The following is a 17,995-nucleotide window of genomic DNA, read 5'->3' on the forward strand; positions in this document are numbered from 1 at the left end:
ACCGCTCACGCCCTCAAGTGCCCGATTTCCTATGGTTCCTACGGCCTCCGGGGCTCGTCCGCGAGCTCGGGGACCAGCGCGGACAGGGCCTCGCGCTGTTCGGGTCCGACGAATCGGGAGAGCGCCTCGCGGACGGTGTCCGCGAGCGTGTCGGAGGCCTCCCGCAGCAGCCGCCGGGCCTTGTCGGTGAGTGCCACCTCGATGCCCCGTCGGTCCCCGCACACGGACTCGCGGGTCACCAGGCCGGATCGCTGGAGGCAGGCGATCTGGTAGGTGAGCCGGGTCTTGGGGCGGCCGAGGAGTTCCGCGATCCGGGTCATGCGCAGACCGCCCCGCGGCTGCTCGGCCAGCAGGCACAGGATGAGGAACTCGTCGTGCGAGACGTCGAGGGACTTCTTCACGACCGTCCGCAGCCGCTGTTCCACCGCGCCCGTCGCGGCCAGCAGGAGCATCCAGGCGCGCAGCTCGCCCGGGAGCAGCCCGCCGCCCCCGGAGGCGGGGCAAGGGGGCTGGTCGGCGGGGTGTTCGTCGCGGGCGGCCATGGCTTCGAGTCTACCTGTTGTCCAAATTTGGATAGTGGGCTAGCGTGAGGTCATCCAAATTTGAACCATTGAGTTCATCGCACCACCGCTCACCGGAACCGAAGAGGAGGACGGTCATGACCGTCGCCGTGGAGACAGGCACCTGGCAGCTCGACCCGGCCGCGTCCACCGTGGGACTGCGGCACAAGACCTTCTGGGGCCTGGTCACCGTCAAGGGCACGTTCGCCGCCGTCACGGGCGAGGGCCAGGTGCGCGCCGACGGCTCCGCCACCGGCACCGTGACCCTGGAGGTGGCCTCCCTGGACACCGGGAACGCCAAGCGGGACACCCACCTGCGCTCGGCCGACCTGCTGGACGCCGGCAACCACCCGGAGATCACCCTCGCCGTGCGCGGCGCCGACCGGCTCGACGGCGACGGCGTCCGGGTCACCGGTCAGCTGACCGTACGGGGCATCAGCCGGCCGCTGAACCTCAGCGCGCGCCTGACCTCGGCGACGGCCGAGGCGCTCACCCTGGAGGCCGAGTTCACCGTGGACCGCGAGCAGTTCGGGGTGACCTGGAACCAACTGGGCATGATGCGCGGCCTGACCACGGTGGCGGCCGCGCTGAAGTTCACCCGCGCGGCGGCCTGACGCCCAGCTCGGCCGGCTGGACGTCCCGGGTGGAGAGCGTCTGCGGATCCGCCGTGAAGGCGCGCAGCCGGATGTGGGTGCTCTTCTTGACGGACAGCGGGAACCGGCCTCCGGGCGCACGGAGTTCCACGGTCGCCGTGGCGTGCGCGGGGATCGTGGCCGGGCCGCGCCGCACGGACCAGTACTTGCCCATGCCCTGGCCCGTCGTGAGCATGTAGTGCGGGGTGAGCGGGGCGCTTCCGGTGTTGGTCACCCGCAGGATCAGCGCCGACAGCGTGTGCCCGGTGGTCTCGCGCGTCGTCCTGATGTCCATCCGCAGCGGCGGCCGGCCCGACACCGCCAGCGTCGCACTCACCAGCGCGGGCAGCACCAGCAGCGCGACCGCGCCGACCAGTGCCGGGCGGCGGCGCGGGCCGGTGAGCCACCGGGGGCGCGGCTGCCAGGCCCGCGCGAAGTCCGACAGGGGCACGGTGACCGCCGCCGCGAGCCACAGCGGCGTCATCATCAGGTAGTAGCCGTCCTGGGAGCGGGTCGCCAGGTAGAAGGCGCACCAGGGCAGCACGGTCGCCGCCGGGCCCAGCCGCCGCACGAAGAGCACGAACAGCCCCAGCAGGGCCGCGGCGAGCAGCACGCTCGCGTGGCCGTACCAGTCGAGCCGGTCGCTGCCGTGCGTGAAGTACAGCGAGATGTCCACCAGGCCCTGGCCGTGCAGCACCGCGCCCTGGGTCAGCGGCAGCGCGATCCCGCCGAGCCAGGGGCCCGGCTCATGCACGACGAAGTAGGCGTTGAGCAGCAGCCAGGACAGCGCGGCGATACCGAGGATCCGCAGCACCACCCCCCAGGCCGCCCGTCCGCCCAGCTCCCCGCGGCGCACGGCGTAGATGCCGGCCAGCAGGAACGGCATCACGAACCAGGGCAGCTGCTGGGCCGCGCACGCGGCACCCAGACACGCGGCCCGCGCGATCCCCGCGGCGCCGAGCCGGCCGCCGGCGCCGATCCGCGGCCAGGCCACCACCACCGGCACCAGCAGGGCCAGGGCGACGATGGCCGGGTAGCCCTGGCGGGCGTACGTCGGCAGGAAGCTGAAGCCCAGGCAGACCATCGTCGCCGCCGAGCGCCACGGCGTCGGCAGCATCCGCCACAGCACCACCGCGCCCGCGATCAGCGCGAGTGTCGCCGTCGCGGTCGCCGGAACGCCGCCGTGGCCCACCCACAGCAGGGGTGCGGTCAGCAGCGGGGCGAGCGGGGGATAGCCGTACGTGAAGTCGTAGCCGCCGTTTATCGTCGCCGTCAGCGCGACGCCCTTGGTGTGGAACAGCCAGGGCCACGGCTGCCCGTAGATCGGATGCCCGGCCACCATTTCCCGCGCGGCCTGTGTGGTGAGGACCGCCTCGTCACCGCCGGCGTGGTTCAGCGCCCAGGTGCACAGGGCGAGCGTGATCGCGGTCAGCAGCACCACAAGATCCAGACGGGCCAGCGAGCGCGCCCGCCGGACCGTCAGGGTGAGGACACCGCTGATCAGGATCGAGGCGTAGCAGACGGAGATCACCGCCGCGAGGACGAGCCGGTGGCTGGCCGCCTGGTTCCACACCGAGCGGGTGCCGATGAACAGGCTCACGTCCGCGAGCAGGGTCAGGACACGATGCCACTGCGCGGGAACCTCGGGGGCCGCCGCGGCGGCCGCGCGGGCCCCCGAGGCGGCGGACACCGCCGACTGCGTCCGCCGGCCGGGTGTCACCTGCTGTGTTTCTGCCAAGTGCACGTCACCGGACGTTATCGCCGGCCGGTGAGCGCGATGTGGCCGGGGGTGAAGAGTCAGGTGTGAGGGCGGTAAGAAACGGGCTTATTCGTACATGTACCCCGAGGTGGAGCGGAGGGGGAGGCGGACGGACCGGTGGCGCTTCGTGTCGCTGTTGGGCCGAACGGGTGACTTGGCGTAAGAATTGGCTGGTGCAGGCATTGAGTGCGAGTCAGGTCGGGGGGAACCGGTGAGCCGTTACGACGTCACCGACGAACAGTGGGAAGGGCTCGCCCAGGTCGTGCCGCTGCGGGGCCGGGACGCGTGGCCGTCCGCGGTGAACCACCGCTCGCTGCCCGACGCGGAGACCGAGACCCGGCGACGGTTCGTCGTCCTCAGGGTCAATGTCTTCGCGGACGCCAGGGAAGTCGCCGAGACGCTGATGGCCGGGGCGCCGGTCCTGCTCGACCTGTCGAACGCGGAGACCGAGGTCGCCAAGCGGGTCCTCGACTTCAGCACCGGCGTCGTCTTCGGCCTGGGCAGCGGGATGCACCGGGTCGACCGCAACGTGTTCCTGCTGACCCCGCCCGGCACGGAGGTCAGCGGACTGATGGAGAGTGCGGGGGTCTCCGGCGGCTGAGACCGCGCGCGGTGCGGGCGGGGTGGCCGGTGCGGGTGATGCGGCCGGTGCACGGCGGCCCGCCGTCCCCCGATCGTAGGAAGGCCCGGTGGGCAAAACGGTTCACCGGTCCTGTGCGCATCTACCGTCCGCATATGGCCGTGCCTTCCGCGTCCGCCGAGCCCTGCGCGTCTGCCAGGTCCTCCGCGGCCCCCGCCCCGCCGGTGCCCCCGGCATCCGCCGCGCCGACCCGGGCGGCGGTCCCATCCGTACGGGTACCGGAACCGGCGGGGCCGTGTGACGACCTCCTGCCCGCCCGGCCGCCACAGGCTGTCCGGGCGCCGGGGCACGGACGGCCCGCAGCACCACCCTCGCCACCCGGGCTCACTCCGGAGCGCGCCCCTGCTTCGCCGGATACGTGCGTCACGCCCGTCACACCAGTCATGCCTGGCGCATCCGTCACGCCCGTCACTCCGGGTGTCCCAGGCGCCTTGAGTACCTCGGGCATCCCCGGTACCTCCGGCAACCCGGATACCCCTGGCAGCCCGGTCACCCCAGGTACCCCCGGCATCCAGGGCACCCCCATCGACGTACGCCCGCGCATCACCGAGCTGCGGCTGTCCGCGTTCGCCGGGCATCGGCGGGCCGTGTTCGGGCTGGGGCCCGTCACCCTGTTCGCCGGGCCCAGCGGGTCGGGGAAGTCGACCGCGCTCGGTGCGTACGAGGCGCTCGCGCGGCTCGGGGGAGGGGCGCCGCTCGCGGAGGTGTTCCCGGATCCGCTCGCCTGTGTGCCGGACCGGGCGCGGCCCGACGGCGAGGGGCGGCGGGGGTTCCGGATCGGGTGCACGGCCGACGGCGCCGAGGGGCCCGTCCGGCTCGACGTGGCCGTCCAGGCCGAGCCGGAGCTGCGGATCGTGGGCGAGCGGCTGACGACACAGGGAGTCGTCCTGCTGGAGACGGCCCTGCGCGATCCGGGACGCCGGGCCGTGCAGGCCGCCTGGCACACCGCGGGCTCCGCCCCGGTGACCCGCGCCCCGCTGCCGGACGACCGGCTCGGCACCGCCCTCCTTCCGCTCAGGGTGGCCGGCAAGACGGACGGGCAGCGGCGGGTGCTCGCCGCCGCCGAGCAGATGGTCGTCGCGCTGCGCTCCGTCTTCGCCTGCGACCCGCGCCCCGAGTACATGCGCCTCCCCGTTCCCTCGGGTTCGGGACGGCTCATGCGCGGCTGCGACAATCTCGCCGACGTCGTGTGGCGCACCCGGTTCGAGTGCGGCCGCCGGCACGCCCAGCTGGTCGAGGTGGTGCGCGCGGGCTGCGCCGGCCCGGTGGCCGACCTGGTGGCCGAGCCGCTGGCCGACGGCACGGTCCGGGCGCTGCTGGACCGCGGCGACGGCCTGTACACCGCTCTGGCCCGGCTCGGCGACGGCGAGCTGCGCCATGTCGCGCTGGCGCTGGTGCTGCTCACCGGACCGGGTGTCCTGGAGGTGGACGCGCCCGGAGAGGTGCCCGACGCCCTGCGCAGCCTCACCGTGCTGGCCGACGGCCTGGACCGCGGCCTCGACCCCCGCCAGCGCCGGGAGATCCTGCGGACCGCGGTCCGGATGGGCGAGCGCGGCCACATCCGCTGCGTCGGCGCGGTGAGCGACGCCTCGTGGGCCAAGCGGACGCAGGGCGTCACAGTGGTACACCTGAACCCGTGACGGAACACCCTGACCTGGCCGGACTCCAGCGCAGGCTGGCCGAGTTCGCCGCCGCGCGCAACTGGCAGCCCTACCACACCCCCAAGAACCTCGTGGCCGCCCTCAGTGTGGAGGCCTCCGAACTCGTCGAGATCTTCCAGTGGCTGACCCCGGAGGAGTCGGCTCGCGTCATGGACGACCCCGGCACCGCGCACCGCGTCACGGACGAGGTCGCCGATGTCCTCGCCTATCTCCTCCAGCTCTGCGAGGTCCTCGGCATCGACCCGCTGACCGCCCTGTCGGCCAAGATCGACCGCAATGAGGACCGCTTCCCGGCGTCGGGGCCGGACGACACCCCCTGACGCCCGGGCGCGGCCTCAACGGCTGGAAGACTGCACTCCGTTATAACTCTTCGTAACCAAAAGCCCTACCGAATCCGAATTGTTGTCCACAGATTTCCGTCTTCCTCTGGCTTTTCGTCTCACAGGCCCTCACTCTGGGTAGTGGATAGGGGAGTTCAGGCGGACGTACGGGAAGCTTGACGGACGGGACGGGGGCAGCGCATGGATGCGGTGCGGCTCATAGTGGCGAGCAGGCGCGCGCTGGCGGACGGCGCCGACGTGCCCGAGACGATGGCGGAGGTGTGGCAGGCACAGGCCCTGGCCCAGGCGATAGGCAGCCGCCTCGCGGTGTCCGGCCCGCCGGAGCTGCGGGGCGAGGCGCTGGGGCTGACCGAGCTGGCGGGCCGTGGCTGCGGCGTCCTGGACCCTCCGGAACTCGACCCCGGAGACCTGCGCGCCGCCCAGCTCACCGAGCTGGCCGACGCCCGCCAGACCTTGCTCAGCCTCGACGGCCTGCTCGGCGAGGTCGGCATAGCCCTGGTCGGCATGGCCAGCGCGGCGGCCGACGAGGCGACGTACTGGCAGTGCATGGAGGCCATCGACGCGGCGGACGAATCCCGGGACCGGGTCCTGGAGATGCTGCGCAAACTGGCGGCGCGCGAGGAGGCGTTACCGGAGAACGCGAAGGACAGCCCCACCGGCGTGTGAAACGCCGGTGCATGAAACACCGGCGTAGGGTACAAGCGCCGCGCGAACCAGGCCGCTGAGGCCGGAGCGGGAGTCCGGGGGCGACTGCCCCCCAGTTGTGCGGAACGTCAGGCGAGCTCGCCCTCTGCGGCCGACGCCCGCTGCAGATCCGCGTCCAGGGCCGACAGATCCGCGTTCAACGCGGCCATCAGCTCCTCCATCTGCTCCAGCAGCCCCTTCGGCTGACCGGCGGAGCCACCCTGAGCGGGAACGGACTCTTCGGACATGACGGCCTCCTCGGCCCCCGGCCCCGGGGAGGACCGGGGCGATGACGCGCGACGGCGAGGACCGTGCGGCGCGGGTGCCGGACCGTCCGGCACCGACGGCCCAACGATCACCACCGTTGCCGGTCACTGGCCCGCCCGGCACCCCGTGCGCGCAGTGGGCGATTTTCACCCGACCGGGGACGGCCGCGCCCGGCGGTACCAATGAGGTTGACGGGGCATCGGCCGTGCAGGATGGATGTATGGACCTTCGAATCTTCACCGAGCCCCAGCAAGGGGCGACCTACGACACCCTGCTCACCGTGGCGAAGGCCACGGAAGACCTCGGCTTCGACGCGTTCTTCCGCTCGGACCACTATCTGCGCATGGGCAGCGTCGACGGCCTGCCCGGTCCCACGGACGCCTGGATCACCCTGGCCGGCCTGGCCCGCGAGACCAAGCGCATCCGCCTCGGCACCCTGATGACGGCAGGAACCTTCCGCCTCCCCGGCGTGCTCGCCATCCAGGTGGCCCAGGTCGACCAGATGTCCGGCGGCCGGGTGGAACTGGGCCTGGGCGCGGGCTGGTTCGAGGAGGAGCACAGGGCGTACGGCATCCCGTTCCCGAAGGAGAAGTTCGCGCGCCTGGAGGAGCAGCTGGAGATCGTCACCGGGCTGTGGGCGACCAAGGTCGGCGACACCTTCGACTTCCACGGCACGTTCTACGACCTCACCGGCTCCCCCGCGCTGCCCAAGCCCGCCCAGGGGAAGATCCCGGTGCTCATCGGCGGTCACGGCGCGACCCGCACCCCGCGTCTCGCGGCCCGGTACGCGGATGAGTTCAACATCCCGTTCGCCTCGGTCGAGGACAGCGAGCGGCAGTTCGGCCGGGTCCGCGCCGCCGCCGAGGAGGCGGGCCGCAGGGCGGACGACCTGACGTACTCCAACGCGCTGGTGGCGTGCGTCGGCAGGGACGAGCAGGAGGTCGCCCGGCGGGCCGCCGCGATCGGCCGTGAGGCGGACGAGCTGAAGGCCAACGGTCTGGCCGGCTCCCCGGCCGAGGTGGTCGACAAGATCGGCCGCTACGCCGAGGCCGGCTCGCAGCGGATCTACCTGCAGATCCTCGACCTGGACGACCTCGACCACCTGGAGCTGATCTCCTCCCAGGTCCAGTCGCAGCTGTCGTAACACCCCACACGGCGCACGGCTCCCTCCGGCCCGAGGGGAGCCGTGCGGCCTGTGACGGCCCTGTGACCGGAACTATGGCTTCCGTCATAGCCGGACCGGCGTCACCCTGGTGATCTCGTGCGATGCGTGAATCCGTGCTGGGCTCGTTCTTCTCTCTGCTGATCTTCCCCGCCGTCCTCGCGGTTCCGGTCTGGGTGATCGCGGTCGCCTTCAAACTCATCTCCGTGGCGGCGCCCGGCCGGCGTCCGGACTGGCGGCAGGACCTGCTGCGCTGGTCCGTGTGGATGACCGGCTCGGGCGCCGTGATCCTCTATGTGCTCGGCGCCGGGGCGGTCGGGCTCGCCGTGCACGAGTCCTCGTCCGGCGCGGACTCCACGCCGTCCCAGGAGTGCCGCGACGACTACCGGGCCGACCACTTGGTCGGGCAGACGGCCTCCTATGTGCCCCTGAGGTTCGACTGCGTCCTGGACGACGGCGGCACCTACCCGAGCAGCCCTGCCTACGCCTGGATCAACGCGCTGGTCGCCGCACTGGGCCTGGCCACGATCGCGCTCGTGGTGGCGAAGGGGTACGGAGCCGAACGCCGGGCCAGGGCGGACGCCGCGGGAGGAGAGCGATGAGCCACCCCTTCCAGGTGCTGAGGTTCCGTGAGGGCGAGCCGGTCGCGATGAAGGAGGCGGTGATCCGTGAGGTGCTGGGTCCGGTCACCGTGGGCGGCATGCCCGACCGGGGCCTGCCCGAGTGGTGGAACCTGCGGACCCCGGACGGCGGCGAGGCGGAGGTGTACGGCGATGCCTCCTGCCTGTCGTTCACCCGTGTCTCCGGTGGCCTCGTCCTCGACGCGATGGCCGAACTCGCCCTGCGCGCCGGCGCCGTGATCATGCCGCTGGACTGCCCCGTGCTTCTGCAACGGGAGCACGACCGGCGGCATCTGCCCGACGCCGAGATGCGCGCCCATGCGATCGTCGTACCGCCCACCGACTGGACGGGCCGGGCGATCGAACGGGTGGTCCGCCCCTTGCCGGAGCCCCGGCGGCCGGTCCTGCCCCGGTTCGCCTACCACTCGCGGGCCGGGGTGGTGGCGCCCACGGACGCGCCGTGCGTGTGCTGCGGACAGGAGCGCGGCTGGGTGTACACGGGACCGGTGTACGGGGCCGGGGCGCCGGACGCGGGCATCTGCCCGTACTGCATCGCCTTCGGCAAGGCCGCCGAACGCTACGGCGCCACCTTCAACGACCTCATCGACGGCGACGTCCCCGAGGAAGTGGCCCGGGAGATCCTGGAGCGCACACCGGGCATCCCGGCCTGGCAGTCCCCGCGCTGGCTGACCCACTGCGGTGACGGCGCCGAGTTCCTCGGGACGATCGGGGCCGAGGGGCTCGCGCACTTCCCGGACGCGGTGGAGACGCTCCGGCGGGAGTGGGCCGGCCGGGGCCGGCCCCCGGCACAGGTCGAGGAGTACCTCGGCGCGCTCGACGCGGCCGGCATGCCGACGGCGTACTTGTTCCGCTGCCGGGTGTGCGGCACCCATCTGGCGTACTCGGATTTCACCTGAGAGCACCGGGGAGCCGGCGAGCGCCGGGCGGACGGCGGCCCGCCCGGCCCTCACCGGCCGTCCCTCAGCCGCTCTGCGCGAAGCCGTAGTCGAGGATCTTCTTCGCGTCCTTGAGCCGCTCGTCCACCGACGTGTCCGCCAGCACCGTGCCCACGACCGTCCTGCCGTTGCGGGTCGCCGCGAAGACCAGGCAGAACTTCGCCTCCGGACCCGATCCGGTCTTCACGCCGATCGCGCCCCGATAGGTGCTCAGCAGCGTGTTGGTGTTCTCCCACTTCTCCATCGCGTGCGTGCCGCCACCGGGCCGGTACGACTTCATGTCGGGGTACACCTTGGTGCCGACGACCTTCTTGAACGTCTTGTTCTTCAACGCGACCCCGGCCAGCTTGGCCAGATCCCGCGGGGACGCGTGGTTCTTCCCGTTGGACACCCCGTCGAACGAGTCGAAGCGGGTGTGCGTCAGGCCCAGCTCGCGCGCCTCGTCGTTCATCTTCGCGACGAACGACTTCGTCCGCTGGGCCGTCGTCGACCCCGATCCGTACGTGTCCGCCAGCGCGTACGCCGCGTCGCATCCGGACGGCAGCAGAAGCCCGTACAGCAGGTCTCCCACGCTCATCGAGTCGCCCAGGATCAGCTTGGCGCTGGAGTACCGCTGGACGCCGGTCTTCGGATCGATGACGTAGTCGGTGTACTCCTTCTTGATCTTCACCTTGCGTCCGAGGTCCACGTTCCGCTGTGACAGCACCACGAGCGCCGTCATGATCTTCGTCGTGGAACCGGTCCGCAGCTCGGTGTCCGCCGCCTTGCCGAACAGCGCCCTGCCGGTGGCCGCGTCGATCGCGTACGCGCCCTGGGCCGACACGGTCGGCGCCGGCGGCGCTGCCGGCGCCGCCTGGGCGGGAGCGGCCGCGAGAACCCCCGTGGAGAGCACGGCGCCGGCCGTCACCGCGATCGCGGTCCGTCTGCCCAGGCGTACGCCTGTGGTGTTGCTCATCGTCATCCCCATTCCGTCAGTGGTCAGTTGACGGTTGGCCACTTCACCAGGTGCCGCACCGAAGGGCCATGGCGAAGATCACAGGGACCGGCGTCTTGTGCTCGTCCTGTGGACTTCCGGTGCCGGAACTGTGGGCTCCATCACGGCGCACATGATCAAGGCCTGATCGGATGACCGGGTGCGCAAAGTGCTCCCTCTCGTCGTCACCGGCCTGCTGGCCCTGTCGGCCTGCCAGTTCGCCGGCCACGACGATGCCGCGGACGAGGCCCGCGGCCTGAACACCATGGACGCGTTCCCGCTCCACCCCTACCTGCCGGACCCGTCGTCGGACCGGGGAAAGACCATCGCGACGGCGCAGTGGATCCTCGCGAAGAAGTGCATGGTCCGGCTCGACTTCGCCGGCTTCTCGACGCTGAACACGAGGACGGTCGAGTCGACGTACCCGGTCCGGCGGGGACACCTCGGGAGCAGCGGCACGGTCGGTGACGACAGCCCCTACGGGGTCGACGATCCCGACCGGGCCGCCGAACACGGCTACCGCAACCGGAAGCAGGAGGATTCCTCCCAGCCCCTGGAGTGGCCGGCCGACCAGTACGTCGCCCTCACCGGCACGTTCGACTCCGGCGACAGTCACCGTGCCCACGGGCACCCCATCCCCGAGGGCGGATGTCTGGGACAGGCCACGCGCAGGCTCTACGGCTCCCCGCCGAAGGCGGCGAAGGCCAACGGCGTCAGGCTCACCGGCACCTCCTCACTGCCCCTCGAACTGTGGTACGAGTCCTACAAGGCGGCGCGGAAGGACCCGGCCTGGAAGAAGGCCGAACGCACGTGGTCGGCCTGTATGAAGGAGAAGGGTTTTCGCTACTCCGACCCGGACGCGGCATCGCTCGACAGCGCCTGGTTCCGGACGCAGAAGCCGTCGGACAGGGAGAGGGAGACGGCGGCCGCCGATGCCCGGTGCAAGCTCGACAGCGACTACATAACCACCGTCCACGCCGTCGAGGCCCGCGCTCAGAAGACGGCCATCGGCAAGCACAAGAAGGATCTGGACGCCGTGCGCGCGGCGCAGGAGCGGGCCGTCGAGAATGCCCGGAAGGTCATCGCGCAGGCCTCATGAGCAGGGCGTTCCAAATCTGGTGGTCAGCGCGGTGCCGACCCCTGGATACTGGGACATGTGTTCCTGACGATATCCACGAGCGGCACCGCCGCCCTCCCGGCCACCGACCTCGGGTTCCTGCTGCACAAGCACCCCGAGAAGGCGCAGACCTTCTCCACCTCCTACGGCACCGCGCACGTCTTCTACCCCGAGGCGGACGCCGAGCGCTGTACGGCCGCGCTGTTGCTCGAGGTCGATACGGTTGCGCTGGTCCGCCGGGGCAAGGGCAAGGGCCGCGGCGGAGCACCCGACGCGGCACTCGCGCAGTACGTCAACGACCGCCCCTACGCGGCCTCCTCGCTGCTCGCGGTCGCCCTGAGCGGTGTGTTCTCCAGCGCCATCCGGGGCGTGTGCAACGCCCGCCCGGAGCGGGCCGCCGCGCCCCTGCCGCTGCGCATCGAGATACCGGCGCTGCCGGCCCGCGGCGGATCCGAGCTCGTACGGCAGCTCTTCGAACCGCTCGGCTGGGCGGTGACCGCCGAACCTGTCGCCCTCGACACCGAGTTCCCGGAGTGGGGCGCCTCGCGCTACGTCCGCCTCGTCCTGGAGTCCGAGGCGCTGACCCTCGCCGAGGCGCTGCGCCATCTGTACGTCCTGCTGCCGGTCCTCGACGACGCCAAGCACTACTGGGTCTCCTCCGACGAGGTCGACAAACTGCTGCGGGCCGGAGAGGGCTGGCTGCCCACGCACCCGGAGCAGAAGCTGATCACCAGCCGCTATCTGTCCCGCCGCTGGTCGCTGACCCGGCAGGCGATGGAGCGGCTGGAGCTGGTGCGCCTGGCCGAGGCCGACGACAGCGAGGTCGAGGCGATCGACAACGCGGTCGAGGAGGAGACGGAGGCGGAGGAGAAGCCGACCCCGCTCGCCGTGCGGCGCCGCGAGGCGATCGTCGCCGCCCTGAACGCCTGCGGTGCCGCCCGGGTCCTCGACCTCGGCTGCGGCCAGGGCCAGCTGGTGCAGGAGCTGCTCGGGGACGTGCGGTTCACCGAGGTCGTGGGCGTCGACGTGTCGATGCGCGCGCTCACCGTCGCCTCCCGGCGGCTCAAGCTGGACCGCATGGGCGAGCGGCAGGCCTCGCGCGTCAAGCTCTTCCAGGGCTCCCTCGCCTACACCGACAACCGGCTCAAGGGGTACGACGCGGCCGTGCTCAGCGAGGTCATCGAACACCTCGACCTGCCCCGGCTGCCCGCCCTGGAGTACGCCGTGTTCGGGCACGCGCGCCCGAGGACAGTCCTCGTGACCACCCCGAACGTGGAGTACAACGTCCGCTGGGAGACCCTGCCCGCCGGCCACGTCCGGCACGGTGACCACCGCTTCGAGTGGACCCGCGAGGAGTTCCGCACCTGGGCGGCCACGGTCGCCGAACGACACGGGTACGAGGCGGAGTTCGTACCCGTCGGGCCGGACGACCCCGAGGTCGGGCCGCCCACCCAGATGGCCGTGTTCCACCGTGACGACACCGAGAAGGAGGCGAAGGCGGCATGACCGAGACGCAGAACGAGGGACGGGTCCTGCCCGTCACCGACCTCTCCCTCGTCGTCCTCGTCGGCGCCTCCGGCTCCGGCAAGTCCACCTTCGCCCGCCGGCACTTCAAGCCCACCGAGGTGATCTCCTCCGACTTCTGCCGCGGTCTGGTCTCCGACGACGAGAACGACCAGAGCGCGACCAGGGACGCCTTCGACGTCCTGCACTACATCGCGGGCAAGCGGCTGGCCGCCGGCCGTCGTACCGTCGTGGACGCCACCAGCGTGCAGCAGGACAGCCGGCGCCAGCTCATCGAGCTGGCCAAGAAGTACGACGTGCTGCCCATCGCCATCGTGCTCGACACGCCCGAAGAGGTGTGCGCGGAGCGCAACGCGGCCCGCACCGACCGGGCCGACATGCCCCGCCGGGTCATCCAGCGCCACATCCGCGAACTGCGCCGCTCGCTCAGGCACCTGGAGCGCGAGGGCTTCCGCAAGGTGCACGTCCTGCGCGGCGTCGAGGCGATCGACGGCGCCACCGTCGTCACCGAGAAGCGCTTCAACGACCTGACCCACCTCACCGGCCCCTTCGACATCATCGGCGACATCCACGGCTGCGCCTCGGAACTGGAGTCGCTGCTGGGCAAGCTGGGCTACGCCGACGGCGTGCACCCCGAGGGCCGTACCGCCGTCTTCGTCGGCGACCTGGTCGACCGCGGCCCGGACTCCCCGGGCGTCCTGCGCCGCGTGATGTCCATGGTCGCCTCCGGGAACGCGCTGTGCGTGCCCGGCAACCACGAGAACAAGTACGGCCGATACCTCAAGGGCCGCAACGTCCAGCACACCCACGGGCTCGCCGAGACCATCGAACAGATGGAGGGCGAGAGCGAGGAGTTCAAGGCGGAGGTGCGCCGCTTCCTGGAGGGGCTGGTCAGCCACTACGTCCTGGACGGCGGCAAGCTGGTGGTCTGCCACGCCGGTCTGCCCGAGAAGTACCACGGCCGCACCTCCGGCCGGGTGCGCTCGCACGCCCTGTACGGCGACACCACCGGCGAGACCGACGAGTTCGGGCTGCCCGTGCGCTACCCGTGGGCCGAGGACTACCGGGGCCGCGCGGCCGTCGTCTACGGCCACACCCCGGTCCCCGAGGCCAGCTGGCTCAACAACACCATCTGCCTGGACACCGGTGCCGTCTTCGGCGGCAAGCTGACCGCGCTGCGCTGGCCGGAGCGCGAACTGGTCGACGTACCGGCCGAGCGGGTCTGGTACGAGCCGGCCAGGCCGCTGCACACCGAGGCGCCCGGCGGGCTCGACGGGCGGCCGCTGGCCCTGGCGGACGTGCACGGCCGCAGGGGCGTGGAGACCCGGCACGCGGGCCGGGTCGCGGTCCGCGAGGAGAACGCGGCCGCGGCCCTGGAGGTCATGAGCCGCTTCGCGATCGACCCGCGCCTGCTGCCGTATCTGCCGCCGACCATGGCACCGACGGCGACCTCGCAGGTCGAGGGCTACCTGGAGCACCCGGTGGAGGCCTTCGCGCAGTACGCCAAGGACGGGGTCGCGCGGGTCGTGTGCGAGGAGAAGCACATGGGCTCGCGGGCGGTGGCCCTGGTGTGCCGGGACGCGGACGCGGCCCGCGAGCAGTTCGGCGTGGACGGACCCACAGGGGCGCTGTACACCCGTACCGGCCGGCCGTTCCTGGACGACGAGACGATGACCGAGGAGATCCTCGGCCGCCTGCGCTCGGCCGTCGGGGACGCGGGCCTGTGGGAGGAACTCGACACCGACTGGCTCCTGCTGGACGCCGAGCTGATGCCCTGGTCGCTGAAGGCCTCGGGCCTGCTGCGCAGCCAGTACGCGGCCGTGGGCGCCGCCTCCGGCGCGGTGTTCCCCGGCGCGCTCGCCGCGCTGGAGGCCGCCGCGGCCCGCGGCACCGACGTGGGCGGCCTGCTGGAGCGGCAGCGTGCCCGCGCCGCCGACGCGGCCGCGTTCACCGACGCCTACCGCCGCTACTGCTGGAGCACCGACGGCCTGGAAGGGATCCGTCTGGCCCCCTTCCAGATCCTGGCGGCCCGCGGCCGCAGCCTGGCCGCGCTGCCGCACGACGAGCAACTGGCCCTGATCGACCGGCTGGTGGAGCACGACGGCACCGGACTGCTGCAGACCACCCGGCGCCTGTACGTCGACACCGGCGACCCCGAGTCCGTCCGGGCCGGCGTGGACTGGTGGCTGGAGATGACCGGCCGGGGCGGCGAGGGCATGGTCGTCAAGCCGGTCGGCGCGCTGGTCCGCAGCCCGGAGGGCCGGCTGGTGCAGCCCGGCATCAAGTGCCGGGGCCGCGAGTACCTGCGGATCATCTACGGTCCCGAATACACCCGGCCGGACAACCTCGCCAAGCTGCGGCAGCGGTTCCTGAACCACAAGCGGTCGCTGGCGATCCGCGAGTACGCCCTGGGCCTGGAGGCCCTGGACCGGCTCGCGGACGGGGAGCCGCTGTGGCGGGTGCACGAGGCGGTGTTCGGGGTCCTCGCCCTGGAGTCGGAGCCGGTGGACCCGCGCCTGTAGGCCGTCACAGAACACCCTTGTGTCACACACACATCTGTCCATATGGTGGACGGCTGTGCGGCACAAGGGTGTTCGCGCGCACGGAGACAGGGGTGGACATGGAGATCAGGAAGATCGTGGTCCGCGAGGAGCAGACCACCAGCCGCCGGCCGGCGATCCTGGAGAAGCGGCCGACCCGCTGAGCATGCGCGTTCACCTGGTCACGATGCCCTGGCATCCGCTCGACCTCCCGTCCCTGCAACTGGGCCTGCTGAACCGGATCGTGCGGCAGGCCCGCCCCGACGACCGGGTGAGCGAGTTCCACGGCTCCCTGCGCTGGGCGGAGTTCCTGCTGGAGCGCTCCGGGGGCCGGCTGCGGCCGGGCGACTGCGTGGAGGTCGGCGGCGACGGGATCTTCCACGGCCTCGGCGACTGGGTCTTCTCCGGCGTCCTGTACGACGATCCGGACTGGGGCCTGGCCCGGCTGCGGGACTACGCGGCCGACCGGGACGTCTTCGTCGACACCGCCGTCGCCATGCGCCCCTACGCCGCCGGCTTCATCGCGGCCTGCGCCACCGAGGTGCTCGCGGCCGAACCCGACGTGGTCGGGTTCACCACCACGTTCATGCAGAACGTGCCCTCCCTCGCGCTCGCCCGTGAACTCACGCGCCGAAAGCCCGGGTTGGCCGTGGTCTTCGGCGGCGGAAACTGCGAGGGCCCCATGGGTCACGCCCTGCACCGCAACCACCCCTTCGTGGACCATGTGGTGCGCGGCGAGGCCGAGTACGCCTTCCCAGCCCTGTTACGGCACCTGGACGAGGGCACCGCGCCGGTGGATGTGCCGGGCCTGTGCTGGTGGGACGGCCATATATCGCGGGCCAACACCGAGACCCGGCGGACCGTGGCGCCCGCCGACATCCCCTCGCCCGACTACGACCAGTGGCAGGCCGCCCTGGACGCCTCCCCGGTGCAGGAGTACGTCCACCCCAAGCTGGTGGTCGAGGGCGCCCGGGGCTGCTGGTGGGGCGAGAAGCACCACTGCACCTTCTGCGGGCTCAACGGCTCCGCGATGGCCTTCAGGGCCAAGCCGGGGGAGCGGCTGTGGGCGGAGATCGACCGGCTGGTCCGCCGCCATCGCCTCCTGGACGTGGTCACCGTCGACAACATCATCGACATAGCCTACTTCCGCGACTTCCTGCCCCGGGTCGTCGAGAGCGGCTGGGACCTGCGGCTGCACTACGAGGTCAAGTCCAACCTCACCCGCGGCCAGCTCCGGCTCCTCGGCGCGTCCGGCACCGTGCACATCCAGCCCGGCATCGAGAGCCTGGGCAGCCGGGTCCTCGACCTGATGGACAAGGGCGTCAGCGGCGCCCGCAACGTGCGCACCCTGCGGGAGTGCGAGAACCACGCCCTGACCTGCTCGTGGAACCTGCTGTACGGCTTCCCGGGCGAGACGGCGGACGACTACACGCCCGTCATCGACCAGTTCCCCGCCCTGGTCCACCTCCAGCCGCCGAGCGGCGCCCACCGCATCCAGCTGGAGCGCTTCAGCCCCCACTTCACCGACTCCTCCCTCGGGTTCGGCAAGCGCCGCCCGGCCGAGATGTACCAGCACGTCTACGACCTGCCCGAGGACGAACTCACCGACCTCGTCTACCTGTTCGACACCGAGGAGGCGGGCATCGCGGGCACCGTCGAGCGGCGGCTCAAGGAGGCCGTGGCCGCGTGGCGGGCCGGACACGCGGACTCCCGGCTGCTGTTCGAGGAGTCCGGCGAGGAACTTCTCGTGGTCGACCGGCGGCACGGCCACCCACCCGCCACGCACCGCTTCACCGGCTGGCAGGCGGCCGCCCTGCGCCTCCTGGAGGACGGCCGCAGCGCCCCCGCCCTGCACCGGCTGCTGGCACAGGCCGGCCACGAGGTGCCCACCGAGGCTCTCGACGCCTGGATCCGGCACGCCTTCTGCCTGGGCCTGCTGTTCCGCGACGGACTCACCTATGTCTCCCTCCCCACCTGGGGCGAGCCGGTCCGCCTGCCCGAGGGCGCGGGGGCGGCCGGATGAGCGGGCTGCCGACGGCCGTACCGCACCGGCTCACCGGTCGCCGGGTCGACGTGCCCGGGCCGCTGGACCTCGGCGGGCAGGGGCGCCGGACGGCGGAGGCGGTGCGGTTCCTGCGCGAGTGCGCGGGCCTCGGCCTGCGGGTGAGCTGGCGGGCGCAGGGGCGGCCTTCGTACGACCTGCGCGCGCTCCGGCATCTGCCGCCGCCGACCGAACTGCCGGGCTGCCATGAGGACTTGGCGTCCTGGCGGTCCGGTCACGGCTACGGCACGCTCTACCACCGGCGCGGCCCCGGCTTCGTGACGGTCATGGACCGCCGGGAACCGGGTGCGGCGGCCCGGCTCACCCTCGACCACCCGGACCTCCTGGCCGCCTTCGACCGGCTCCTGGACCCCACGCCCCTGGCCGCGCTGGACCCCACCGGACGGGAGGCCGCCGGCCTGCTGGCGGCCGAACGGCTGGCCCTGGTCAGCGGCGGCTGGGCGGTGGCCCTGCCCCCGCGCATCCGGCGCTGGCCGGTGCCCTGCACCGCGATCTGA

General features: G+C 72.1%; 17 protein-coding genes. 13 read left to right on the plus strand and 4 right to left on the minus strand.

What is annotated here, in order from left to right:
- Positions 1–38: 38 nt before the first annotated feature.
- Positions 39–542 (minus strand): MarR family winged helix-turn-helix transcriptional regulator, encoded by a 504-nt coding sequence (locus AVL59_RS11100; protein WP_067302215.1) that lies wholly within the window; start codon positions 540–542, stop codon positions 39–41.
- Positions 543–658: 116 nt separating this feature from the next.
- Here AVL59_RS11100 and AVL59_RS11105 point away from each other — a divergent pair, with 116 nt between their 5' ends.
- Positions 659–1,174 carry a YceI family protein gene (locus AVL59_RS11105; protein WP_067302218.1) on the plus strand — a complete coding sequence of 172 codons (516 nt, stop codon included), beginning with the start codon at positions 659–661 and terminating at the stop codon, positions 1,172–1,174.
- On the opposite strand, the gene AVL59_RS11110 is transcribed toward AVL59_RS11105, so the two are convergent.
- Positions 1,155–2,882 (minus strand): hypothetical protein, encoded by a 1,728-nt coding sequence (locus AVL59_RS11110; protein WP_067302221.1) that lies wholly within the window; start codon positions 2,880–2,882, stop codon positions 1,155–1,157. The genes AVL59_RS11105 and AVL59_RS11110 overlap by 20 nt on opposite strands.
- 280 nt (positions 2,883–3,162) lie before the next feature.
- On the opposite strand from AVL59_RS11110, the gene AVL59_RS11115 reads away from it, so the two are divergent.
- The 4 genes from AVL59_RS11115 to AVL59_RS11130 all read left to right on the plus strand — a co-directional run bounded on the left by AVL59_RS11115 (position 3,163) and on the right by AVL59_RS11130 (position 6,259).
- Entirely contained in the window at positions 3,163–3,552 is a 390-nt protein-coding gene (locus tag AVL59_RS11115; RefSeq protein WP_067302223.1) for a cell division protein SepF, read from the plus strand.
- 422 nt (positions 3,553–3,974) lie between these two features.
- Positions 3,975–5,231, plus strand: a complete 1,257-nt coding sequence (locus AVL59_RS11120) for an AAA family ATPase (RefSeq protein WP_079146640.1) — start codon at positions 3,975–3,977, stop codon at positions 5,229–5,231.
- On the plus strand, positions 5,228–5,572 hold the full coding sequence (locus AVL59_RS11125; RefSeq protein ID WP_067302226.1) for a nucleotide pyrophosphohydrolase: 345 nt from the start codon (positions 5,228–5,230) through the stop codon (positions 5,570–5,572). The genes AVL59_RS11120 and AVL59_RS11125 overlap by 4 nt, the downstream gene beginning before the upstream one ends.
- Before the next feature lie 201 nt (positions 5,573–5,773).
- Positions 5,774–6,259 carry a DUF6099 family protein gene (locus tag AVL59_RS11130; RefSeq protein ID WP_067302228.1) on the plus strand — a complete coding sequence of 162 codons (486 nt, stop codon included), beginning with the start codon at positions 5,774–5,776 and terminating at the stop codon, positions 6,257–6,259.
- Between the two features lie 107 nt (positions 6,260–6,366).
- On the opposite strand, the gene AVL59_RS53200 is transcribed toward AVL59_RS11130, so the two are convergent.
- Entirely contained in the window at positions 6,367–6,525 is a 159-nt protein-coding gene (locus AVL59_RS53200; RefSeq protein ID WP_167549296.1) for a hypothetical protein, read from the minus strand.
- A gap of 239 nt (positions 6,526–6,764) precedes the next feature.
- On the opposite strand from AVL59_RS53200, the gene AVL59_RS11135 reads away from it, so the two are divergent.
- From AVL59_RS11135 to AVL59_RS54080, 3 genes are all read left to right on the plus strand, one after another.
- On the plus strand, positions 6,765–7,688 hold the full coding sequence (locus AVL59_RS11135; RefSeq protein WP_067302230.1) for an LLM class F420-dependent oxidoreductase: 924 nt from the start codon (positions 6,765–6,767) through the stop codon (positions 7,686–7,688).
- Between the two features lie 122 nt (positions 7,689–7,810).
- Positions 7,811–8,308, plus strand: a complete 498-nt coding sequence (locus AVL59_RS11140) for a hypothetical protein (protein WP_067302233.1) — start codon at positions 7,811–7,813, stop codon at positions 8,306–8,308.
- Positions 8,305–9,243, plus strand: a complete 939-nt coding sequence (locus AVL59_RS54080; protein ID WP_237281479.1) for a CbrC family protein — start codon at positions 8,305–8,307, stop codon at positions 9,241–9,243. The genes AVL59_RS11140 and AVL59_RS54080 overlap by 4 nt, the downstream gene beginning before the upstream one ends.
- Positions 9,244–9,307: 64 nt before the next feature.
- On the opposite strand, the gene AVL59_RS11150 is transcribed toward AVL59_RS54080, so the two are convergent.
- Positions 9,308–10,237 carry a D-alanyl-D-alanine carboxypeptidase family protein gene (locus tag AVL59_RS11150; protein ID WP_067317145.1) on the minus strand — a complete coding sequence of 310 codons (930 nt, stop codon included), beginning with the start codon at positions 10,235–10,237 and terminating at the stop codon, positions 9,308–9,310.
- A gap of 178 nt (positions 10,238–10,415) precedes the next feature.
- Here AVL59_RS11150 and AVL59_RS11155 point away from each other — a divergent pair, with 178 nt between their 5' ends.
- From AVL59_RS11155 to AVL59_RS11175, 5 genes are all read left to right on the plus strand, one after another.
- Positions 10,416–11,354: a hypothetical protein gene (locus tag AVL59_RS11155; protein ID WP_067302235.1), complete on the plus strand. Its 939-nt coding sequence runs from the start codon at positions 10,416–10,418 to the stop codon at positions 11,352–11,354.
- A gap of 57 nt (positions 11,355–11,411) precedes the next feature.
- Positions 11,412–12,878, plus strand: coding sequence for a 3' terminal RNA ribose 2'-O-methyltransferase Hen1 (locus tag AVL59_RS11160; RefSeq protein ID WP_067302238.1), 1,467 nt, complete (start codon positions 11,412–11,414; stop codon positions 12,876–12,878).
- Positions 12,875–15,418: a polynucleotide kinase-phosphatase gene (locus AVL59_RS11165; RefSeq protein ID WP_067302240.1), complete on the plus strand. Its 2,544-nt coding sequence runs from the start codon at positions 12,875–12,877 to the stop codon at positions 15,416–15,418. Before AVL59_RS11160 ends, AVL59_RS11165 begins: the two co-directional genes overlap by 4 nt.
- Before the next feature lie 184 nt (positions 15,419–15,602).
- On the plus strand, positions 15,603–17,459 hold the full coding sequence (locus tag AVL59_RS11170) for a RiPP maturation radical SAM C-methyltransferase (RefSeq protein ID WP_067302243.1): 1,857 nt from the start codon (positions 15,603–15,605) through the stop codon (positions 17,457–17,459).
- On the plus strand, positions 17,456–17,995 hold the full coding sequence (locus AVL59_RS11175; RefSeq protein ID WP_067302245.1) for a DUF5825 family protein: 540 nt from the start codon (positions 17,456–17,458) through the stop codon (positions 17,993–17,995). The genes AVL59_RS11170 and AVL59_RS11175 overlap by 4 nt, the downstream gene beginning before the upstream one ends.

Origin of the sequence: Streptomyces griseochromogenes, from assembly GCF_001542625.1 — a bacterium.
Lineage (GTDB): Bacteria > Actinomycetota > Actinomycetes > Streptomycetales > Streptomycetaceae > Streptomyces > Streptomyces griseochromogenes.